The 22,926-nt window shown below is 38.4% G+C and carries 18 protein-coding genes; 9 read left to right on the top strand and 9 right to left on the bottom strand.

Going from position 1 to position 22,926, the window contains the following annotated elements; all coding sequences use genetic code 11:
• Positions 1-113 precede the first annotated feature (113 nt).
• From AACL23_RS03235 to AACL23_RS03210, 6 genes are all read right to left on the bottom strand, one after another.
• The gene (locus tag AACL23_RS03235) at positions 114-869 is read right to left on the bottom strand and encodes a DUF481 domain-containing protein (RefSeq protein ID WP_339050102.1); all 756 of its coding nucleotides are present in this window, start codon (positions 867-869) and stop codon (positions 114-116) included.
• 511 nt (positions 870-1,380) lie between these two features.
• Positions 1,381-2,628, bottom strand: coding sequence for a hypothetical protein (locus AACL23_RS03230; protein ID WP_158530902.1), 1,248 nt, complete (start codon positions 2,626-2,628; stop codon positions 1,381-1,383).
• A 255-nt stretch (positions 2,629-2,883) separates the two neighbouring features.
• Positions 2,884-3,807, bottom strand: a complete 924-nt coding sequence (locus AACL23_RS03225; RefSeq protein ID WP_100096023.1) for an SPFH domain-containing protein — start codon at positions 3,805-3,807, stop codon at positions 2,884-2,886.
• Positions 3,808-3,884: 77 nt separating this feature from the next.
• A complete protein-coding gene (locus tag AACL23_RS03220; RefSeq protein ID WP_100096024.1) occupies positions 3,885-6,803 on the bottom strand; it encodes a valine--tRNA ligase in 2,919 nt (972 codons plus the stop codon).
• Between the two features lie 7 nt (positions 6,804-6,810).
• Complete coding sequence (locus AACL23_RS03215; RefSeq protein ID WP_339050095.1) at positions 6,811-7,263, bottom strand: DNA polymerase III subunit chi; 453 nt, start codon at positions 7,261-7,263, stop codon at positions 6,811-6,813.
• A gap of 27 nt (positions 7,264-7,290) precedes the next feature.
• A complete protein-coding gene (locus AACL23_RS03210) occupies positions 7,291-8,799 on the bottom strand; it encodes a leucyl aminopeptidase (protein WP_339050093.1) in 1,509 nt (502 codons plus the stop codon).
• 177 nt (positions 8,800-8,976) lie between these two features.
• Between AACL23_RS03210 and lptF the strand changes: the two genes are divergently transcribed.
• The 3 genes from lptF (at position 8,977) to ompA (ending at position 12,522) form a co-directional block, all read left to right on the top strand.
• On the top strand, positions 8,977-10,071 hold the full coding sequence (lptF, locus tag AACL23_RS03205; RefSeq protein WP_100096027.1) for an LPS export ABC transporter permease LptF: 1,095 nt from the start codon (positions 8,977-8,979) through the stop codon (positions 10,069-10,071).
• Positions 10,071-11,174: an LPS export ABC transporter permease LptG gene (gene lptG / locus AACL23_RS03200; protein ID WP_012737956.1), complete on the top strand. Its 1,104-nt coding sequence runs from the start codon at positions 10,071-10,073 to the stop codon at positions 11,172-11,174. Before lptF ends, lptG begins: the two co-directional genes overlap by 1 nt.
• A gap of 250 nt (positions 11,175-11,424) precedes the next feature.
• On the top strand, positions 11,425-12,522 hold the full coding sequence (gene ompA / locus AACL23_RS03195) for a porin OmpA (RefSeq protein ID WP_100096028.1): 1,098 nt from the start codon (positions 11,425-11,427) through the stop codon (positions 12,520-12,522).
• Positions 12,523-12,695: 173 nt separating this feature from the next.
• On the opposite strand, the gene glmS is transcribed toward ompA, so the two are convergent.
• Both glmS and glmU read right to left on the bottom strand, forming a co-directional pair.
• Positions 12,696-14,525, bottom strand: a complete 1,830-nt coding sequence (gene glmS / locus AACL23_RS03190) for a glutamine--fructose-6-phosphate transaminase (isomerizing) (RefSeq protein ID WP_339050088.1) — start codon at positions 14,523-14,525, stop codon at positions 12,696-12,698.
• Between the two features lie 14 nt (positions 14,526-14,539).
• On the bottom strand, positions 14,540-15,907 hold the full coding sequence (gene glmU / locus AACL23_RS03185; RefSeq protein ID WP_100096030.1) for a bifunctional UDP-N-acetylglucosamine diphosphorylase/glucosamine-1-phosphate N-acetyltransferase GlmU: 1,368 nt from the start codon (positions 15,905-15,907) through the stop codon (positions 14,540-14,542).
• 77 nt (positions 15,908-15,984) lie between these two features.
• Between glmU and AACL23_RS03180 the strand changes: the two genes are divergently transcribed.
• Positions 15,985-16,485 (top strand): diacylglycerol kinase, encoded by a 501-nt coding sequence (locus AACL23_RS03180; protein ID WP_339050084.1) that lies wholly within the window; start codon positions 15,985-15,987, stop codon positions 16,483-16,485.
• Positions 16,486-16,502: 17 nt separating this feature from the next.
• Positions 16,503-18,056 (top strand): phosphoethanolamine transferase, encoded by a 1,554-nt coding sequence (locus AACL23_RS03175; protein WP_339050082.1) that lies wholly within the window; start codon positions 16,503-16,505, stop codon positions 18,054-18,056.
• Positions 18,057-18,158: 102 nt separating this feature from the next.
• Here AACL23_RS03175 and AACL23_RS03170 read toward each other — a convergent pair whose 3' ends face one another.
• Positions 18,159-19,436, bottom strand: coding sequence for a hemolysin family protein (locus AACL23_RS03170; RefSeq protein ID WP_012737963.1), 1,278 nt, complete (start codon positions 19,434-19,436; stop codon positions 18,159-18,161).
• Between the two features lie 392 nt (positions 19,437-19,828).
• On the opposite strand from AACL23_RS03170, the gene lpxK reads away from it, so the two are divergent.
• The 4 genes from lpxK (at position 19,829) to kdsB (ending at position 22,705) form a co-directional block, all read left to right on the top strand.
• The gene (gene lpxK, locus AACL23_RS03165) at positions 19,829-20,815 is read left to right on the top strand and encodes a tetraacyldisaccharide 4'-kinase (RefSeq protein WP_012737964.1); all 987 of its coding nucleotides are present in this window, start codon (positions 19,829-19,831) and stop codon (positions 20,813-20,815) included.
• Positions 20,816-21,296: 481 nt separating this feature from the next.
• Positions 21,297-21,506, top strand: a complete 210-nt coding sequence (locus AACL23_RS03160; RefSeq protein WP_012737966.1) for a cold shock domain-containing protein — start codon at positions 21,297-21,299, stop codon at positions 21,504-21,506.
• Between the two features lie 273 nt (positions 21,507-21,779).
• Positions 21,780-21,959: a Trm112 family protein gene (locus AACL23_RS03155; RefSeq protein ID WP_012737967.1), complete on the top strand. Its 180-nt coding sequence runs from the start codon at positions 21,780-21,782 to the stop codon at positions 21,957-21,959.
• Positions 21,959-22,705, top strand: coding sequence for a 3-deoxy-manno-octulosonate cytidylyltransferase (kdsB, locus tag AACL23_RS03150; protein WP_100096033.1), 747 nt, complete (start codon positions 21,959-21,961; stop codon positions 22,703-22,705). Before AACL23_RS03155 ends, kdsB begins: the two co-directional genes overlap by 1 nt.
• The last annotated feature ends 221 nt before the right edge of the window (positions 22,706-22,926 follow it).

The following is a 22,926-nucleotide window of genomic DNA, read 5'->3' as shown; positions in this document are numbered from 1 at the left end:
AAATGGGAAGAGAGGGTGCTGCGATGACACTACGTTTGATCATCATCTGTAGACACGATAAAAGTTAAACCAGCAGATAAGAGAAGTTAACCGCCCTGGAGCCCCGCGCGCGACTATAGGCTATACGAAAGCAAAATAGAGGTTTTGGTATCTATTTTTTTGGGAGCAGAGGCAGGGGGGGTTTTATTCCAATTGACGTTGTAAACCAGTTTTAATGATAATTGTTCGTTGATCGCCAATTGCAAACCCGTTTCGGAGGTGATCGTCGTATTCTCACCCGCCAGGATAGACAGAGATTGAATGAATTGAGTCGTTTGTGTCATTTGCCATTGATAGCCTAAACCACCATAGAGCATCAAATTCTTTTTACTCCCTCCTGCAGAATATTGATCATAACGAACCGTAGGACCGACTTCTGCTCGCAACGTATGAATAGGGCCACTCAAAATCTGATGACCATAACCCAAGGTGAAAATTGAGCGACCTTTATACCCATTAAATCGATCACTTAACCAGCTCGCCTGACTAAATAAATAATGTTCAGGCGTTAAATTGTAACGAGCACGTGCCCCCAGCAGATAAGTTTCTGAGGAGCGTTGATCCTGAGAAGAATTATTGGCCGCGTTGCCCCAAAAGCTGTATGCCATAGACTGTTTGAACCAGGTCATATTGGCTGCCACTGAGAGAGAAGAACTTTTGGAATTACCCGTTTGAGCCAGGAAACCCGCTGAAGCGGTCGCTTCAAAAGGTTTTGTTGCGGTTGAAGGATCATCCATAGAGGTAAAAATGCCCTCCGCAAATGCGGTCTGAGACAAAAAAGAGCTTGTTGAAACAAGAAGCAGTTCAGAGAGTTTTTTAAATTTTTTCATTAATATACCCAATACGTTAGTGATGAATGAATAGTGAAATGTAAAAACATAAACAGCGACTGCTATTTGATTCTCGCCGGATTTTTTGAAAAATGTATGAATAAAATTTAAGTAACGGCGGCGTTTTATCAAAAATAATGATAGTCAAAAAATGATATCCTGCCATTTTTGATGATTTTTTTGCCGCTGTTTTGATATGAAGTGTATTTCCTTTCACTACAATGAACCCGATTTCAGTGACTTCGTTTCATGGTGTTTCGGGTCATGTGTTCAACGGTATGTTTGTCATCTGGTAAGAAGAAGGCATTAAGATTTATTTTGAGGTGGATTGACTTTCGTGGAAGATGATTCGGGTCATCAGGAGGAATGATGGGGGGTGTCTGAGTGCGATGTTTGATTTTGCAGGGCTTATCCATCAGCCCATTAAACCTGTTTTAAAAACCGATCCATAAGCCACCGGGAGCCAGATTGCTCTGGCAACTTTCATGGCGTATCCTGTGTTTCAGATGACTTAGAAGTGCACACTATGTCTGCGGCCTGGTTTTTCATGATTCATGTCAGGATTTGCTTGATCATTGTTTTTAGAAACTGAATCTGAATTTTTAAAATTCTGATTTAGTTCAAGTGCCTCTTGCACTTTTACCAAATCTTTTTTTAAAGAAGATTCAAATTTCTGGAAATGATCCAGAGCTTTTTTGAATGTGTTAAGAGAATTTTTGTTTGTTGCGCGTTTTGTAATCTTTTTACTAAGATCCGTTTTTTTAACTACATCATCTTCTTTTTGTTTTGATTTTTTGATTAACTTGTGAGCGCTTTTTTTAGAGATTCGTTTTTCTTTAGACTCTAATTTACGTATGACATCTTTTAACTTTTTAATTTCAGTTTCTACATTGTTTAGTTGTTTCTTTAAAAAAGATTTTTGAGCTTTACAACGTTCAGTGTCAATGTCTTTGTGAAGCAACTCTATTTCTAAATCGTTTTCATTTTTCAATTGTTTTGTCGTATTTAATTCAATTTCTTTTGCCTTAAGCTGAAGCTGTAAAGAATGCGACTTTTGTTTTGCTCTATTGAGTTTTTCATTTACAGAATCGAAGGATGATTGTGCTGTCTTTAAGAAAATTTGCTTTGCATCTAAAGCGTATTTTTCAGATTTAATATCCTTTTCTTTCTCTTGTATAGAATTTGATATTTCTTTCAAAGATTTCTTCAATAGTTTTTTTTCTGATTTTAGTTCATCTAACCTTCCAGAATTGAAAATTTCCTCTATATCTTCAATTGTATCTGAGTTAGTTTCAAAGTTATTATCTTCTGCATCAAAATAATCCAAGTCTTTTATTTTCTGACCCAATTCAGAGATTTGCTTTTCTATTTCATCTTTTCTAAGATCGAGTGATTCTTTTTCATCTGTAAGTTCTTTAATTTTAGTCTTCTTCTGCGATACATCATCTTTTGCTTCATTTAATGCAGAAGTTTCCCTTTCTAGTTCTGTTGATAATTTAGATGTTTCTGCTAATGCCGATTCAAACTGTAATTTCAATTGTTTATGTGAATCAGCTAACTTACATAATACGTCTGTTGTTGTTGGGTTTTTTATATGATTATTTTTTAAATTTGTAAAACTCTCCACTAGTTTTCTTTTATTTTCGTCTAGCTTTGCTGAAAACCCATCAATTTTTTTTTCAAACTTTTCGGCTTTTTTTTGGAAATATGTCGTACTGACTGATTTAAATTTATTATGTATATTGCTTATTATACTCATGATATTTTTTCTCTTCTCTTCTCTTCTCTTCTTTAATTTGATTTAAACAACTCAACTGTCAACCTTTCAATCAAACTTATTCAATAATGAGTTAAAAGGTTATGGCAGGAATATAAAGAATTAAAAAAGAAAAAACTTTCAAAAAACGCTCATTTTAGAGAAGAGAGATAAAAAACACGTTTTATTCTCGGCGACTAAAAGAAGCCCACCGAGTGATCACCAGAACTTTGGGGGGATTCGTTGCTATTTTTTCTATTACTGTGGTTTTTTCTCCCTATCCTGTTTGCTTTGGGCAATCAGTTCGCTGATTCCCCCAATTGCGCCCATCAGATTACTGGCTTCTAAAGGCATCATAATCACCTTGCTGTTATTGGCGGCGCCGATATTTTGTAGTGCATCCGTATACTTTTGTGCGACAAAATAATTAATCGCCTGGATGTCTCCGGCAGCGATGGCTTCAGACACCATTTTAGTGGCCTGTGCTTCCGCTTCTGCCGCTCTTTCTCGCGCTTCTGCTTGTAAAAAAGCCGATTGCCGCTCCCCTTCTGCTTTCAAAATTTGGGATTGTTTTTCACCCTCTGCACGTAAAATCGCGGCCTGTCTTACCCCTTCAGCTTCAAGAATATCCGCCCGCTTGGTTCGTTCTGCTTTCATCTGGGCATTCATCGCGGAGACCAGTTCAGCAGGAGGACGCACATCCCGAATTTCAATACGCGTGATCTTGACACCCCAAGGATTCGTTGCCTCATCGACGATGTGCAATAAACTGCTGTTGATATTATCGCGTTGAGAAAGAATTTCATCGAGCTCCATAGAGCCCAGGACAGTACGAAAATTGGTCATGGTTAAATTCACGATCGCCAGTTCGAGGTTGCTCACTTCATACGCGGCTTTGACCGGATCCACCACTTGAATAAAGCATACGGCATCGATCGCCACATTCGCGTTATCCCTTGAAATGACTTCTTGCGAAGGGATATCAATCACCTGCTCCATCATATTAATTTTTCGGCCTATTTGATCCACAAAGGGAATGATGATATTCAAGCCAGGCATCAGCGTGCGGGTATAGCGCCCAAAACGTTCTACCGTCCATTGAAAGCCTTGGGGGACAATTTTGACCGAGGAGGAAACAATCACTAACGCAAGAACAATAAGAATGGGAATTAAAATCAACATAGGTATTTCCTGATGATAAATAAAAGATAAATTGGTAGGAGGAATATACTCTAATCGTTTAAAAAATACTTAAAAAGTCAGTTTGACTCAGTTTTAATCTCATCAAACTGAGACCTTTCCAACAGTTTTTGCCTTTCTGCCATTAATTGAGCCAACTTTTCCCTTTCTTTACTCACAATCCATTGCGGCGCCCGCTCTGTAAAATGAACGTTGGCCAGTTTTTCTTGAAGTGCATCAATTTGTTTTTCAATTTTGATCAGGTCATTTTTTAAACGCATTTGTTCTGCTGCTTTGTCAAACGATTCTGGAAGAGTGATTCTGATCTCAGCGTCTTCTATCAGCCTGGTGATCACAAAAGAAGGGGCTTTTTCTGATTTATCCAAAACCCTGATTGAAGAAAGACGAGCAATCGATTGAATCAGATCCAGGTTTTCAAACAGGGTGTTTCTAACAGTGTCAGATGTTGTGAATAGCTCCAGATCGATTTTTTGATTCAAAGGCAGGTTGATTTCTGCTCGCACATTTCGGATCGCGATCGTCATTTTTTTGATCCACTCTAACTCAGAGAAAGCGTGTTCATCGATTTGAGAGTCGTCATATTCCGGAAAGCGCTGAAGCATAATGGTTTTAGCCTGATCCGCTTCAGATGGCGTTTGAACCATTTTAATTTCTTGCCAAAGTGTCTCAGTGATATAGGGGATGATGGGATGCGCTAAGCGCAACAACGCTTCCAGCACGGTGATGAGAGTGTGGCGCGTACCCCTTGATTGCGCTTCTTTCTCTGGGTTGTCGGGCGTTTGATTGAGAATCGGTTTACTGAGCTCCAGGTACCAATCGCAAAATTGGTTCCAGGTAAATTCATACAAAATATGCGCGGCCAAATCAAAACGATATTGATCTAAAGCATCACGATAAGATTGAATGCTGTTCTGAAAGGTGGACAGGATCCATCTGTCAGGCAATGACAGACTCTGAGCGCCCCCATTTTGACCACTATCTTGACCCTGTGTATTCATCAAGACAAAACGGCTGGCATTCCAGAGTTTATTGCAAAAGTTTCGATAACCCGTTAAACGCTTCATATCCCAATTAATATCACGACCCGTCGAGGCTAAAGCCGTTAAGGTAAAACGTAATGCATCTGTTCCGTGGGGTGGGATCCCGTTGGGAAACTGTTTTTCAGTCCGTTGACGAATTTTTTCTGCAAGCTGGGGCTGCATCATGTTATCTGTTCGTTTTTTTATCAGTTCCGTCAAAGAAATTCCGTCGATCATATCCAAGGGATCGATCACATTCCCTTTTGACTTCGACATTTTTTGCCCTTCTTCATCCCGGATGAGACCCGTCATATAAACCGTTTTGAAAGGTATTTGGGGCTGATGGTTTTTATCTTTCACAAAATGCAGCGTCAGCATGATCATGCGCGCAATCCAGAAAAAAATAATATCAAACCCACTGACGATGACGCTGGTTGGATGAAAAGTGTGAAGTGCCTGCGTATTGTTTGGCCAACCCAGGGTTGAAAAAGTCCATAATCCAGAAGAAAACCAGGTGTCTAGCACATCTTCATCCTGGCGTAGCGGCAGCTCATCAGGCAAATGATGGTCACGCCTGACTTCTGCTTCATCACGCCCGACGTACAGTTGCCCCTGTTCGTCATACCAGGCTGGGATACGATGCCCCCACCAAAGCTGACGAGAAATACACCAATCCTGAATGTCTCGCATCCAGGAGTAATACATGTTTTCGTACTGTTTTGGTACAAATTCAATCTCGCCTTTTTCGACGGCTTCAATCGCCTTCCTGGCCAAAGGGGCCGCTCGCACATACCATTGATCGGTCAGCATGGGCTCGATCACCACCTGACTGCGATCTCCGTAAGGCACGGTGAGATCATGTGGTTTGATGTCTTCGAGTAACCCTGATTTTTTAAAATCAGCGACCACCGCTTTACGTGCGGCAAAACGCTCTAGCCCTTGAAAAGACTCAGGAATGACGGCTGAATCCATAGCCATGGGTTCCCCCTGACTGTCAAAAATGTCAGGTTGATGACGAATATGGCCTTCAAAGGTCAAAATGTTGATCATGGGTAATCCATGGCGTTTACCCACCTTGTAATCATTAAAATCATGTGCCGGGGTGATTTTGACACAGCCTGTGCCTTTCTCTTGATCTGCATGGGCATCGCCGACAATCGGAACAGCGCGATCCACCAGAGGTAACATCACTTTTTTTCCAATCAGGTCTTTGTAACGGGGATCTTCAGGGTTAACGGCAACGCCTGTATCCCCCAGCATGGTTTCCGGACGGGTAGTGGCCACCACCAGATAATTTTTCCCTTCTTTTGTGGTCATGCCATCCGCTAAGGGATAGCGCAAATACCACATCGATCCCTGAGATTCACGGTTTTCTACCTCTAAATCAGAAATGGCCGTGCGAAGTTTTGGGTCCCAATTCACCAGGCGTTTCCCCCGATAAATCAGATCTTCCTGATATAAACGCACAAAGGCTTCTTTGACTGCGAGCGAGAGATCTTCGTCCATGGTGAAACGCTCTTTTTCCCAATCAACAGAGTTACCTAAACGGCGCATTTGACGGGTGATCTTGCCCCCTGATTCGGCTTTCCAATCCCAAATTTTTTGAATGAAAGCTTCTCTGCCATAATCGTGACGGGTTTTTCCTTCTTCCGAGGCTATTTTACGCTCCACCACCATTTGAGTTGCGATGCCCGCGTGATCTGTGCCGACCTGCCATAGGGTATTTTTGCCCTGCATCCGTTGATAACGAATTAAAATATCCATGATGGTTTGTTGAAAAGCATGCCCCATATGCAGGCTGCCTGTCACATTGGGAGGGGGGATCATGATGCAAAATTGCTCCTGATCGGTTCTATTGCTGGGTTTAAAATAGCCCTGTTTTTCCCAGTACTCATAAAGCGGCTGTTCAATCGATTCAGGGTCATAGGTTTTATCAAGAGAGCGGGTGCGATTTTTCATGATATTTTTATTTACTCAATGGAGAGCGGGTGGTGATTAAATGAAAACCGAGTTGGCGATAATAAGCGTATCGCGCTCTTGCCAACTGTTTTAAGGTCGTGTCATAGGGTACAAAATCAATGATTTCAGTAAAGCGGCCCACAAAATCGATACATTCGGATAGCAGATTGATCAACAGATCAGCGGAATGATGAGATAGGCAGTCAGGCCAGATTATTTCCACAGGGGCGCCCTGCTTCGGGCCTTCTCCTGAAAGATGATGGGGAATAAAAGCATCAGGGGGATAAAGCCACAAGGCGTCATCTAATCGTGACGCTTGGGCTTTTTCTTCACAGAGGATCTGTATTTTTTTGCCTGCCCTCCAATGTTGGGCAGACAATTCACAGGTTAAGGTTTCTTCTGGAGACAATCCATGGATTGGATCACCGTGCTCCATCAGGTAAAAAGTGGCTCGTTTCATGTGAATGACGTCATCTTTAAGCCCGTTTTAAGCTCCTTGTTTTTGAGCCAAAGCTTTATTTAATAAAAATTGAGACAATAAAGCCACAGGGCGACCCGTTGCCCCCTTTTCTTTACCTGTACGCCAGGCGGTGCCTGCGATATCAAGATGGGCCCAATGGTATTGATGAGTAAAACGAGACAAGAAGCAACCGGCAGTAATGGCGCCGGCAGTTCGACCCCCGATATTAGCCATATCTGCAAAGTTGGAATCGAGCTGCTCTTGATATTCTTCACCTAAAGGTAAGCGCCAAGCCAGATCGCCGGATTGTTCAGACGCGTGCAGCAGATCCTCAGCCAAGGGCGCATGGTTAGACATCAAACCGCTCATATGATGCCCTAAGGCCACCACACAGGCTCCGGTTAAGGTCGCAATGTCAATCACCAGTTCTGGATCAAAACGTTCCACATAGGTTAAGGCATCACACAACACCAGGCGGCCTTCTGCATCAGTATTGAGCACTTCAACGGTTTGGCCTGACAGGGTGGTTAATATATCTCCTGGGCGATAGGCATTTCCCCCTGGCATGTTTTCAGCTCCTGCCAAAACACCTATCACATAAAGAGGCAAATTCAGTTCAGCCACGACATTCATCACCCCGAACACAGTGGCTGCGCCACACATGTCGTATTTCATTTCATCCATGTTCTGGGAGGGCTTGATTGAAATTCCGCCTGAATCAAACGTCATGCCTTTCCCCACCAGCACGATAGGTTTCGTGCCAGCAGGAATTTTGTCGCTTTTATATTCAATGATGGACATCAAAGACTCGTTTTTTGAACCTTGGCCCACGGCAAGATAAGCATTCATCCCCAGCTTTTTCATTTCATCTTCATTCACCACAGAAACACGGACGTTTTTAAATTTTTCCGCCCATTTCTTCGCCGAGGCATTTAAATAGGCTGGATTGCAAATATTAGGCGGCGTATTGGCCAGATTTTTGGCCTCGTTGATACCGACGGCCAACGCAATACCTTCTTGAATGGCCGTTTGAGCGGCTTTGGTTTGAGTGGGTGTGACAATGAATGTGATTTGATTTAACGCATGAAGTGTTTTTGTACTTTTATAATGATCGAAACAGTAAAGGACATCTTGAATGACTTCTATGGCAGAGCGAATTTTCCAATCAATGTCTTTCCCTTTTACTTTTAATTCTGGCAGATAACAGAACACATTTTTAGCCCCTGTCTCTTTTAACGTATTGACCATTTTTTTTATCAACTTTTTATAACGGCGTTCGTCGAGTTCTTCTTCTTCTTTACCACAACCGATTAAAAGAACACGCTCTGCTGCGACATGAGGAACATGATGCAATAATAACGCTTGTTCTGCTTTCCCCTGTAAATCTGCATTTTGTGGCAAACCTTTAAGATAGCCATGGCTGATTTTATTCACCTTTTCTGCAGAGGGAGAAAACCCCCCGGATTCAAAAATGCCGATGACGATACAATCAGATGATTGTTTTTCTGAACATTCACTGTTGACTTTGAACTCCATATATTATCCTTAATGATTAAAATTTTATTCATTCGCTTCTGTGCTTTTTTTGAAAAAAAAGCTCATTTTAGTTTCTAAATAGCGTTACCATAGGGGGTAAATTAAAACAAAAACGCAGATTTATAAAGAAACTAACGACTTTCTTTGTAAAAAACAAATTTTCACAGGTGCAGAAGCGTGGTCATCACTAAATATCTCATCAAAGAAATTCTCAAAACCCAAGTGGCGATTTTATTCATTTTATCCTTCATTTTTTTTAGCCAAAAATTGGTCACCATATTAGACGATATAATAAATCATGATATTCCAGCCCATTTGATTTTCTCTTTGTTAGGGCTAGGCTTCGCTAAAATGGCCGAATTGATATTGCCATTAAGTCTGTTTTTTGCCTTATTGATGACTTACGGCAAGCTTTACAACGAAAGCGAAATTATCGCTATGTATGCCTGTGGCGTGGGTAAAACACGATTAATTAAAGTGGCTCTGGTTTTGGCTGCTCTAACGTCCTTGTTTGCTACCATCAACGTTTTTTACTTTTCTCCCTGGTCTGTAAAACATGAAAAAAAAATTATCAATGAAGAACGTGTCAATCCAGGTTTATCCGCCTTAGTGAAGGGACAATTCCAATCATCACCGGATGGAAAAATCGTTTTATTTATCCAGGATATTCAGAATAAAAAATTTCATAAAATATTTCTCGCACAACGCGAATCCAATCACACTCAAAGACCCACTGTTGTCGTTGCCAATAGTGGTTATATATCGGCGCCGGCACCAGGTATTCAATTACTGACACTCAATCATGGAATGAACTACGAGGGGATTCCGCCTTTAGGTGATTTTCGAATTACTTATTTTAATCATTATCAGGCGGTTATAAGCCGTAAATCAGTCACAAAAAACAGCAATACTGCTCAACAAATGTCAATCAGCTCACTTTGGGAAGCCAACGATCCCGATACCCGAGCAGAGCTTCACTGGCGGCTCACATTAATTGTTTCCGTTGTGATAATGGCTTTTATGGCGGTTCCTCTTAGTCAAGTGAATCCTCGTCAAGGCCGGGTATTGAGTATGTTACCAGCCATGTTGCTGTATTTGATCTTTTTCTTATTACAAAGCACGTTACGCTCTAATGCCGGTAATAACAGGTTGGATCCTTTAATTTGGTTATGGCTTGTCAATGGTCTTTACACAATATTGGCCATCATATTGAACATATGGGACAGCTCAACTTTACGTAGGCTGTATACAAAATCAAGGGAGACTCTCTGATGTTTTTCGGTATATTGGATCGTTATATTGGGCGAAGTATTTTAAATACGATCATAATGACTTTATTTATGCTGGTATCTTTGTCAGGTATCATCAAATTTATTGAACAGCTCAGAAAAGTGGGCGAAGGGAATTATTCTGTATTTGCCGCAGCGATTTACACGTTACTGTCTGTTCCCAACGATATAATGATATTTTTTCCGATGGCAGCTCTAATAGGAGGCATTTTAGGATTGGGCGCTTTAGCAACCCGCAGCGAATTAGTGGTGGTACAGGCCTCTGGTTTTAGTCATATGCAAATTGTTTTATCTGTCATGAAAACAGCGATTATTCTCTTTTTACTCAGTATCATCATCGGTGAATGGCTTGCTCCTTTAGCTGATCAAACAGCGAGTCATTACCGAACAAAAATGATCTATGGTGGATCTGTTATTTCCACTCAATCGGGGATATGGGCCAAAGATAAATCAGATTTTATTTATATTAATCAAGTCATCAACCATCATGAATTATCAGGGGTGCATATTTATCATTTTGATGCACATGATCGTCTTATATCAATACGCTATGCGGCGACGGCAATTTTTGAAAAAGGCGCGTGGCAACTTTCTCAGATAGATGAATCCAATCTCAGTGATACAAAAAAAATTCAAGGATCACAAACATTGAGCGAAAAATGGGAAACGAGCTTAACACCTTATAAATTGGGGATCGTTGCCATGGATCCCGATTCATTGTCGATCATGGGGCTATATGATTATGTCAAATATTTAAAACAGGTAGGCCAGGACTCAGATCGTTACGAATTAAAAATGTGGCAGAAAATTTTTTCACCTTTTTCTATCACTGTTATGATTCTACTGTCTTTATCTTTTATTTTTGGCCCGCTGCGTAGCACAGCAACTGGTCTGCGCATCGTGACAGGTATTTGTTTTGGTTTTGTTTTTTATCTTTTGGATAAAATTTTTGGGCCTCTGAGTCTTCTCTATCAATTTTCCCCGATACTGGGTGCCGCGTTACCGAGTGTTCTTTTCTTCTCTATCAGCCTGTATTTACTCTTAAAACCGAATATAACCCTCTTTCATTTTAATCCCCAAAGGTGATCGAACTACCGCCGTTTTAATTTTTACTTTCAAAGTGACTAAACAACAAACAGATCAGGCTTGTAAGTTTCTTCTTAAGTTGTAAACTTAAATACACTAAGGTTTTTTTTGAACTTCAAATGTTACATTAAGTGAAAACTTAACCGAGGGTAAAAAGTCACACCTTGAAAAGAAAATAAGAGAAGTTGACCAAAAGCTTCAATAGCTTTTAAAGTTTATTTGGTTTGTTTCTGATAATGAGGCGTAAAAAATGAAAAAAACAACTATAGCAGTGGCAGTAGCATTCTCAGGCTTGACTACATTAGTACAAGCGGCTCCTAAAGATGATACTTGGTATTTAGGGAGCAAATTAGGTTGGTCTCGTTATGCGAGTACAGGTATGAAAAATGATTACATCGGTATCGGTGATGGCCCTACTCATAAAAACCAGATAGGAGCAGGTGCTTTTCTAGGCTACCAAGCTAATCAATATTTAGGATTTGAATTAGGCTCAGACTGGTTTGGTCGTATGCCTTACAAAGGAGACACTAAAAATGGCGCATTCAAGGCTTATGGTGTACAAATTGGGGCGAAATTGAACTATCCCATTGCTGAAGATTTAGATATATACACACGTCTCGGAGGCGTGGTATGGAAAGCAAAAACTAAAGGGTATACTTCTCCGGAAGCGAAACGTTTGAGTGAAAATGATACAGGCGTTTCCCCATTTGCGGCCGTGGGCCTTGAATATGCACTCACTGAAAACTGGGCAACCCGTTTTGATTATCAATGGACAAGAAAAATTGGGAATTTTGATAGTATTGGTGCTGCCCCCAATAATGGAATGCTCAGCATAGGCGTTTCTTATCGTTTCAATCAAGAAAAGCCCCCAGAAATACTTCCGGAGCCAGTAACAAAAATCGATCTGGAGCCCGTTGCTCAAACCCAACATTTTGAATTGAAGTCTGACGTGTTATTCGGTTTTAATCAATGGACCTTAAAAAAAGAAGGGGAGGAAGAGTTAAATAAACTTTATTCTAAATTGGCCAATGTCAATCCTCAAGAAGGTTCGGTGACTGTATTAGGCTTTAGTGATCGAATTGGTGGGGATAAATATAATCAACTACTGTCTCAAAAACGCGCGCAATCGGTCGCTGATTATCTTATCTCCAAGGGTATTTCTTCAGATACACCTTTTGTCATAAAAGGTTTAGGAAAATCTAACCCTGTAACGGGTTCTAAATGCAATGAGGTTAAAAAACGTCTAGAGTTAGTCAACTGTTTAGCTCCTGATCGCCGTGTAGATGTAAAAGTAACAGGCAATAAGGTCGTTATTACACAACCAGCCGAAAGCGTTTTCAATTATTGAAATAAATACGTGTTATTAAAAGAGAAACCCTACAAGACATTTGTAGGGTTTTTTTTGACTCAACTTAATTCTACATGCCATTTATTTTCATGATCTACTATTTCCGAACATGTTGAAAAGTACTAAAAAACTGCAAATCACAGGTTATATCAAATGAAATAATCCGCCTGAATTTACTCTACCGTCACTGATTTTGCTAAATTTCTAGGTTGATCAATATTTCTTCCTTTTATTAAAGCCACATAATACGACAATATTTGTAGAGGTACGCTGTAAACAATAGGTGCTATGATCTCTTCTATTTTAGGCAAAACAATCAATTTCATTCTTTGATTTGCAACAAACTCTCCCTGTTTATCACAAAAGACATACAGTCTTCCGCCTCTGGCTCGCACTTCTTCAATGTTTGATTTTAATTTTTCTAACAATCCATTACTAGGCCCCAGGATAACAATGGGTATCTCTGAATCAATCAGTGCCAGTGGACCATGTTTTAATTCCCCTGCCGCATGGGCTTCGGCATGAATATATGAGATTTCTTTGAGCTTTAATGCGCCTTCCATAGAAATAGGATACAAATCTCCCCGCCCAAGATATAAAGCATGATTTTTATCAGAAAAATCGCCCGCTAAAGTTTCAATATCTTTAGTCAATGAAAATATTTGCTCAATTCGAGCCGGTAAAATCTGTAGTGCTTTTACAATCTGATGTTCTAATGCTTCAGGCTGGTTTTTTAAACGTCTAATGTAAGCGAGTAACACCAATAATACCGTAAGTTGAGTCGTGAAGGCTTTGGTTGAAGCCACCCCGATTTCAGTCCCCGCCTTTGTCATTAACGCAAAATCAGATTCTCTGACTAAAGATGATCCTTCTACATTGCAGATCGCTAAAGAACCTAAGTAACCCAACGATTGAGATAAACGTAATGCCGCCAGGGTGTCTGCCGTTTCACCTGACTGAGAGAGGCTAATCAATAAACTATTTGAACGAACCACCGATCTACGATAACGAAACTCTGAGGCAATTTCGACATCACAAGCGATCCCTGCCAAGGATTCAAACCAATAACGAGCCACCAGACCTGAATGATAAGAAGTGCCACAGCCAATAATTTGAATGTGTTCTACTTGAGCCAAAATGCCTTTGGCTCTGGTACCTAATTCAGATAAATCGATCCTTCCATGAAGTAAGCGCCCTTGTAAGGTATTTTTGATCACCATCGGCTGCTCATAAATTTCTTTTTGCATATAATGGCGATAAATGCCTTTATCCCCTGCATCATATTTTGATTCAGACACCCAGATCGGGCGTTGAATTTTTTCTCCCTTTTGATTAAAAATCTCTACATCAGAACGCCTTATTTGAGCAATATCCCCTTCTTCTAAAAAAATAAAACGACGAGTCACAGGCAAAAGCGCCAATTGGTCAGAAGCCACAAAATTTTCATTTTCACCTAAACCAATCACCATAGGGCTACCTGAACGAACCGCTATCAAAAGATTCAAATCATGACTGTCCATAATCACCGCGCCATAGGATCCCATCAGGTGGGGAATGACTCGTTGAACGACCTGTAGTAAAGATCCGCCCTGTTGCTGTTCCGAATGAACCAAATGCGCGATCACTTCTGTGTCGGTTTCAGACGCAAATAAATACCCTTGTCGGATCAATAACTCACGCAACGGATGATAATTTTCGATAATACCGTTATGAACAACACAGATGTTTTGAGAAATTTGAGGATGGGCATTGACTTTTGAAGGTTCACCATGAGTCGCCCAACGTGTATGAGCAATGCCTGTTTGCCCCTGTAATATTTTTTTTTCAGCTGCATCAGATAGCGCTTTAACTTTGCCTACCTCACGCAAACAGGTCATTTGCCCATCAGCATCTAGCACCACCAAACCTGCTGAGTCATAGCCGCGGTATTCCAGGCGCCTTAAACCTTCTATGAGTATTTTCGCTATATTACGCTGTGCGACTGCACCTACAATTCCACACATTCTAAAATTCCTGTTTAAGTTTTTTTAGGGCGTTTCCAACCCTGAATATTTTTTTGTTTGACCCGACTGAGCCCCAGTTCATTTTCAGGCACATTCAGGGTGACCGTTGTACCCGCCCCAATGGTGGCATGATCACCCACGGTCACAGGCGCGATAAATTGCGTATGTGATCCTACAAAAACATAATCACCAATCTGAGTTTTATGCTTATTCACACCATCATAATTGCAGGTGATAGTGCCAGCCCCAATGTTAACCCCAGATCCAATTTCAGCATCTCCTAAATAAGACAAATGACCCGCTTTTGAACCTTGACCTAAAGACGATTTTTTTATTTCTACAAAATTGCCCACATGGACTTTCTCGGCTAATTCACTCCCTGGACGCAAGCGGGCAAATGGCCCCACCACGCAATTTTTATCTAAAAAAGACCCTTCTATCACTGTATAAGCGTTGATCTGAGAATCATCGCCAATCCGGCAATTTTTTAATAAACAGCCTGTTCTAATTTGTACTCGATCACCGAGTGTGACTTCGCCTTCGATAATGACATTAGTATCAATCACCACATCACTGCCACAAATTAATTGGCCTCTCAAATCAAAACGGGCAGGATCTAATATCCTCACGCCTGATAAAAGCAGTTTTTCTGCCTGTTGTTTTTGAAACAGTCGTTCAAGCCTGGCAAGTTGAAGGCCGTCATTAATGCCTTCAATTTCATTTAAATGGGCAGGCTGAATGCCAATGATTTTTCTATTTTCTTGATAGGCCATCTTGATGATATCGGTCAGATAAAATTCGTTTTGGTGGTTATCATTTTTTAATTGCTTCAGCCATTTTTTGAGATCAGACGAGTTAATCGCCATAATGCCTGTATTGATTTCATTAATTTTTTTTTGAATTTCAGTGGCCTCTTTGCATTCAACGATCCCAGAGATATCATCGTTTTTTCTGATAATTCGACCATAACCTCTGGGATTATCCACCCTGGCGGTCAATAAACTGATTCCTCCATGAGGTTTTGCCAACAACAATCGGTTTAAGGTGTCAACTTCTATCAAAGGCACATCACCATAAAGCACGAGGATATTTTCATCCTCGGAAAAATAGGGGATCGCTTTTTGTAAGGCATGCCCTGTACCCCACTGTTCTTCCTGTAAGATCCAGTTTAATTTTTCATTATTAAGTTTTTCTTTGAGTAATGCGCCCCCATGCCCATAAACAAGGTGAATTCGGGTGCAATCTAATTGATTCGCTGTATTGATCACATGCTGGACCATGGGTTTTCCTGCCAAAAGATGTAATACTTTAGGAAGGTTCGAACACATACGTGTGCCCTTGCCTGCTGCCAGGATCACGACACTCATTACTTTTTTTGACATAAAAAGCCTACCTGCATCTGATTAAAAGTTAATTGACTGCTTACGAAACCATATGTCAGTCTCACTTAATGCAAACAATGATATCACTAAAAAATAAAAAAAATTTTAATTTAAAAAAATCAAAAACTTATTTTTTAAAATTTGTGTTTTTATCGTTGTTTTTATTTTTAAAAAAGGTTATTTTTTTAATGGTATTTAAAATCAAATCAATTTTGGAAAAAACTTTGAAAAAAATATTTAGTATAAAAAAACTTTTTAAGTCAACTCAATTTGCTCTGAATGGTTTGAAAATTGTTTATAAAAACGAAGTTGCTTTCCGTCAGGAGTGTTTTATTTTATTTTTTTCTATTTTAATCACTTTTTTTATTAATGTCAGTAAAGTAGAAAAAATATTAATGATAGGATCGATAGTTTTTATTTTAATTATTGAAATTATTAACACTGCTATCGAAAAGGTGGTTAATCGTATAGGGACTGAGAAAAATATATTATCTGGTGAGGCAAAAGATATTTCTGCTTCTGCAGTTTTTGTTTCTATATTACTTGCATTTTTTATTTGGTTTATTATTCTTTTTTAATTTGGTAAAAATGAAAAATGTTAAAAAAAATAAAATATCATGTTTTAAATGAAAAATTTTTATATTGTTTATTTTTGTTTTTGTTTTGTATTATGGTCAATTACTCTTTCGATTACATATTAAAAATAATTTATGCTTTAGCCTTGTTTATTATTCTTATTTTATTAAAAGATACTCTGAAATATATTTATAGTCTCTTTATCGTTTTTCTTTCTGTATTAGGTTCACTTTATTTTCCTATTGGTCAAATTTTTGGATCTCCTTCTTATAATACAGTTTTATCTGTTTTTTCTACGAATTACTTAGAAGCAAAAGAATTTTTATTCTCTATTCCTGTTTTTTATTATTTATCAAGTTTATTGATATTAATTTTAGCTGGTATTTTATTAATAAAAAAAGACATTATATTGCCTTTAAAAGGGAAAAAATGGCTTTTTATTTTTGCTATGGCAACTTGCTTGCATGGGCCAATTAAAAGCATGTTTTCGGGTGAAGGTTTTCATTTATATAAAACAGGATTGCCGCCAATAAAATTTATGATAGACTTTTATCGAAGTATTGAAAAATTCAAGAAAGACCATAGAAAAACCATTTCTGCTCTTAATAACGATACCTGGGGCAATGTGTCTTCAAACCCCGATTATTCAAATTATATTCTTGTGATTGGTGAAAGTGTTAGAAAAGATTTTATGCATACTTATGGCTTTCAAATTAAAAATACGCCTTTTTCTGATCAAGCTCAGGGGATTTTTTTTAAAAATTATCTTTCTGCGGCATCCAGTACACAAATGTCTTTAATGAATACACTGGCGTTGCGTGAAAATGATGAATTACAGCTTCAAAATAATATTATCTCTTTAGCAAATAAAGCCGGTTTTAAAACTTATTGGTTTTCTAATCAAGGTTCCCGTGGAACAGATGATACGGCGATGGCTAATTTTGCGAGAAAAGCACAGGTTCGGCAATTTTTAAAGCCAGGGAGCTGGTCTGTTAATTATTCTGGTAGTGATGAAAAGTTATTGCCATTCATTGAGTCTGCTTTAAATAATGAAGATTCTAAGCCTAAATTAATCATCGTGCATCTTATGGGATCTCATCCCCCTGTTTGTAAAAGAACACAGGACCAATTTGATGTTTATTTCCGTTCTAAAGATTTATCCTGTTATATTCAAACCATTAAAGACACTGATACGGTACTTAAAAAAATAACAAAAATTGCAAATGAAAAAAAAGATAAATGGTCCATGATGTATTTTTCTGATCATGGATTAGCATTGAAAATGCAAAATAATCTGGATTCTCAACTTCACCATAGCAATAAATATAAACAAAACTTTGAAGTACCGATGTTTATTATTTCTTCCGATGCGACTCAAAGAACAGAAATCACTGCTCACCGATCTGCTTTTAGTTTTTTAAGTTTATTTTCAGAATGGACGGGTATAAAAACAGAAAAAATTCCTGAAAATTGTCATTTTTTATCTAATACAGTGTGTAAAAATCAAACATCGGTGATGTTATGGAATCAAAAAACAGTCGATATAAAAGATTTACCTTCAGATCCGGGATAAATAAAACCTCAGTATAAAAAAAGAACAGAAAAGTTTACGCGAAAATTCAAGATACTACGTTTCCGCTGCTTTAATCAGCACAGATTTCCATTTTTTTATGATTTATGTTTTTGTGACCAATAATTGATCAATCTTGTAATTATCAATATCTACCACCTCAAATTTATAGCCTTTGTATTGAATAAAATCGGTTCGTTTGGGAATTTTTCGCAACATATACATCATAAATCCCGCCACGGTTTCGTAGTTGACAGATTCAGGAAATTCTTCGATATCAAGAACCCGCATGACATCTTCAATCGGCGTGCTTCCTTCAATTAACCAGGAATTTTCATCGCGTTCTACAATTTGTTCTTCTTGACCATGACCTACTAATCCGCCCATTAAAGTGGTCATCACGTCGTTGAGGGTAATCATGCCGACCACCAGCGCATACTCATTCAAAATGATCGCAAAATCTTCACCGGCCGATTTAAAGCGATCAAGAGCTTCAGAAAGCGTCTGTGTATCAGGCAACATAAGCACGGACCGAATTTGTATACCTCCATTCAGTAACAACGTTTGATTCCCTAGTACACGATTAAGTAAATCTTTGGAAGACACATATCCTACGACCTGATCGATATTGCCATCACAGACCAAAAACTTGGAGTGGGGATGAACCGAAATTTTTTCTTTGATGCTCTGCTCACTTTCCTGCAAATCAAAATAAATGATATTTTCACGGGTGGTCATAGAAGAAGGCACGGTGCGCGATTCCAGTTCAAAGACATTTTCAATCAATTCATGTTCTTCTTTACGCAATAGACCTGCTAAAGCACCGGCTTCGACCACCGCGTAAATGTCGTCAGATGTGATGTCATCATTACGCACCGTAGGTAATTTTAAAAACTTAAAAATAATATTAGCCATACCATTAAAAAACCAAATTAACGGCCGGAATAGGATTAAAAAGAAGCACATCAGAGGTACAATGCGCACGGCCACTTTTTCAGGGGAGACCATCGCAATACGTTTTGGCGCAAGATCAGCGAATAAAATAAAAAGACTGGTGATTAATGAAAAGGAGCAAATAAAACTTAATGTATCAGCCCATTCTGATCTCATAAAAAGCATGAAGATGCTTTTTATGAAGGGAGAAAAAGCAGCGTCCCCTAAAATACCCCCGAGAATGGCCACAGCATTTAGGCCGATTTGGACCACAGTAAAAAAAACTCCGGGTGTTTCCTGTAATTTTAAAACGCGTAAAGCTCTTTTATCGCCTTCATCGGCCATGACTTTTAATTTTATTTTACGGGAAGCGGCGAGAGAAATTTCGGATAAAGAAAAAAAAGCACTGATAGCAATCAAAAATATTATGATTAATAGGCTGTTGAACATAATGGACCTGTTTTCAAAAAATCGCATGAATAGATGAATTTTTTTATAACATACCAAGAACTTGCTAAAAACTGAGTATCAATCCTGTATCGACTATTACATGTTGTATTTATTTAAAATATATGAGGCTTGATTAAGTCCTGATACGAATATCATCTCCGTTATTTTTAACACAATCATCCACTGGGGTGAATTTTTAAATTTTGTCAAAAAATTAAAATCAGGGCGGTATTCTGTTTCAGGATTTTAAATTTATTGATTTTTAGTAGCTCAAACTTAACCTTTGGGCATTATCTTAATTCAATCTGGTTTTATGATAAAGCATAGTAAGATCTATTGGTTCAATAACCCGGTTATATTAAACTTAGTCGTTTTCAGTTTGGAGAGAGATCGTGATTGACCGCATTTGGTTTGGGCATTCTCGGCTTTATTTATTGTTACTCCCTTTCTCTTGGTTATATGGTTTGATCACTTGGTTAATTCGCCTCAGCTATCGTTCTGGTTTACGTGTAGCTTGGCGTTCACCTATTCCTATCGTGGTGGTAGGAAATTTAACTGTAGGTGGAAACGGCAAAACACCTATTGTCATTTGGCTGGTCGAACAACTCAAAAAGAGAGGGCTTCAGGTCGGTGTTGTTTCGCGAGGATATTCTGGAAAATCAGGTAAGTATCCATTAATACTTTCTCATCATACTCAACCTGAGGAAGCAGGTGACGAACCAGTAGTCATTTTTCAACGTACAGGGGTGCCTGTTGCAGTTGCCCCTAAACGTAAAGAGGCTATCAGAGCTTTACTCAAAAAACATCCATTAGATTTATTGATAGCAGACGATGGTTTGCAGCACTATGCGCTCAAACGTGATTTTGAGTTAGTGGTTATCGATGGAATTCGCCGTTTTGGGAATGCTTGTTTGTTGCCGGCGGGTCCTATGAGAGAAAATATAACCAGATTACATTCAGTGGATGCCATCATTATCAATGGGGGAGAGGCTCAAAAAGAAGAGATCTTAATGCAATTAAGACCAAGCCAAGCGGTTAACCTCGTGACTGGAGAAAAAAAACCTGTTGAAGAACTGATTTCAGTGATTGCTATGGCCGGGATTGGACATCCAGACCGCTTTTTTATGATGCTGGCTCAATTAGGTGTCAATATCATAAAAACACAAATATTTTCCGATCATCAACATTACACCCTATCAACACTTTTGCCTTTAGCCAAAAAAACACAATCTTTATGCATGACAGAGAAGGATGCCGTCAAGTGTAAGGCTTTTGCTCAGCCCAATTGGTGGTATCTTCCTGTCAGTGCAGATTTTCCATTCGTGCAATCTCAAAAGTTACTGGCTTCGATTGAGGCGTTATGTCATCGAATTTGTTAGTAAAGATAATAAAAATCAGTTGAAAAAAATTGGGTTTTATGAGTAAATGTCGATTACTCTGTTGCGTAAGTTATTTTATTCATTTTTTCTTTTAAGCAAAGTAAAACAAAGTAAAGAGTAGAGCAGTTTTTCAGAGCAGTTATCATTACATGCCGCTATAAAGATAAATATTCAATAACCTCTTTCTTTTCTATTTCTGCTGATTTTTATTAATGCATTTTTCACATCGTATTTTTTTGAAACTTGTTTAATAACTTTATATTTTAAATTCGGTATTAAAAAATAAATATAAAAAAGAGAGTAACAAAACATAACTAGCAGAGTGTTATTCTGTAAATAAAAAATGAATATTTCAGAGCCTACTTTTATGTCCGATTTGATAGGCTTAAATAAATTTAATCGGAACATTTTGATCGATTTTGCATCGAAGCAATGAATAAAAATGATTTGTGAGATGCCCAGTAAAAAGGAAGTTTTTATTATGACTTTAAAAAAAGGTAAGGTGAAATGGTTTGATAAAATAGCAGGTTATGGTTTTATTTCACCGGAAGATGGTGGATTGGATATTTATGTTCATAAAGCGGCCATTGCTAACATCAAAGATAAATCATTGATTGCGGGACAAGATGTAGAGTTCTCTTATCGTGTTAGTTTTCATGGACCTTCTGCAGAAGATGTTATTGCTTTTTAAAATTTTTATGAGGGATACACTCGAAAAAATAAGCAAATAAAACTACAACACGATATTTTTTAGAAAAATTTCTACAATATCAGTAAACATTAAAAATAGTTTTAAACACCTTTTAAAACTTTATTAAGTGATTTAAGAAATGAGCGTCTATATAAATCTAGTCGCTCATTTTTTTATTTTTACGATAAAAAATGACAGTTTCATTGAATGAGTTGTGCTATTTTATGCTCAATTTTAGATCAAATAAATATTAAAATTTTTGAGGATATATAGATGGATCATCATTTACTCGAAATTATTGCTTGCCCCATTTGCAATGGTAAATTGCATTTTGATAAAAAAAATCTCGAACTGATCTGTCAGACCGATGAACTTGCTTACCCCATAAGTAATGGGATCCCCGTTTTATTAGAAAGCCATGCTCGAGATTTATCGTCACTTGAGAAAAAATAATGTCTTTTGTGATTGTTATTCCTGCGCGCTATGGATCAACTCGTTTGCCTGGGAAACCTTTAATTGATATTCAGGGTAAACCCATGGTGCTCCATGTGATGGAGCGAGCAAGAGAGGCAGGAGCTGATCGTGTGATTGTGGCGACTGATCATATAGAAATTTTACAAGTCATTAAATCAGCAGGTGGGGAAGCTTGCTTCACAAGCTCTGAGCATTCATCAGGAACAGAACGTTTAGCTGAAGTCATTGAAAAATATAGATTCAGTGATACTGATATTATCGTTAATGTACAGGGCGATGAGCCTATGATTCCCCCTATTATTATTGATCAGGTTGCAAAAAACCTTGCCAACACCTGCTTGGGTATGGCCACTTTGGCTGCGCCTATTACGAATAAAGTAGATTTAATGAATCCTAATGTTGTGAAAGTAGTGGTGAATGCCTTGGGTCATGCTTTATATTTTTCTCGAGCACCCATTCCATGGAAACGTGATGGGCTTATGACTGAGGAAGAAAACAGGACGGCGCTGCGCCATATTGGTATATATGCTTATCGAGTTGATTTTGTTCGCCGTTATATTAATTGGGGGAAAAGTCCATTAGAGGAAATAGAGAAATTGGAGCAATTACGTGTTTTATGGCATGGTGAAAAGATCCACGTCGATATAGTCAAAAAGATTCCCCCTCAAGGTATAGACAGCCCAGAAGATTTAGAAAAAATTCGAAAAATTCTTCCTGATTATTAACGGCATCGTTCGATTATCTGATCTATGGCAATATAAAATGCCCTCATCGTTTCATTAAGAATAACTTTTATTTTAATGAGTTAAATAAAATAACTTTATTAACAGTGTTATATGGTTTTGCATAAATGTTTATCTCTTAATAGATACTCTTTAATTTATCATTTCATCTTGATCACTCCTAAATCAACACCCTGATTTTGTTTTACTAGAAAATGTAATTC

The organism is Candidatus Williamhamiltonella endosymbiont of Tuberolachnus salignus (assembly GCF_964019775.1).
Lineage (GTDB): Bacteria > Pseudomonadota > Gammaproteobacteria > Enterobacterales > Enterobacteriaceae > Hamiltonella > Hamiltonella defendens.
The sequence above is the reverse complement of the archived record's forward strand: the minus strand, read 5'-3'. Positions and strand labels throughout refer to the sequence as shown.